1 protein-coding gene is annotated in these 288 nt (G+C 52.8%); it reads right to left on the bottom strand.

Going from position 1 to position 288, the window contains the following annotated elements:
- Positions 1-255: hypothetical protein (locus AC0KVN_RS27615; protein ID WP_483656839.1), on the bottom strand; the 255-nt coding region annotated here is incomplete at its 3' end.
- Between the last annotated feature and the right edge of the window lie 33 nt (positions 256-288).

The following is a 288-nucleotide window of genomic DNA, read 5'->3' as shown; positions in this document are numbered from 1 at the left end:
CACCTTTTTTGCTTCCATCTCCAGTTCCTCCTGAGTGAGAGGGAAGTACTGGTCTACCAGCAGCTCCGACTTGGTGATGGCATTATCTACTCCACTGTTCATGAACAGCACCATCCCCAAAACTGTATTGATGCTGCCATTGACCACAGACTTGGTCCTTTCCACGCTGCTAGTCACTGCTCCTTTGGTCTTATCCACCACCCCTGAGACTGTGCTGGCTACAGAATCCTTGGCTCCAGCCATGGTAGTCGTCACCACATCCTTCGCCCCAGTTACGGCACCTCTGGC

Source organism: Sphingobium sp. SG1 (assembly GCF_057063145.1).
This window is presented reverse-complemented; position numbering and strand designations above follow the sequence as displayed.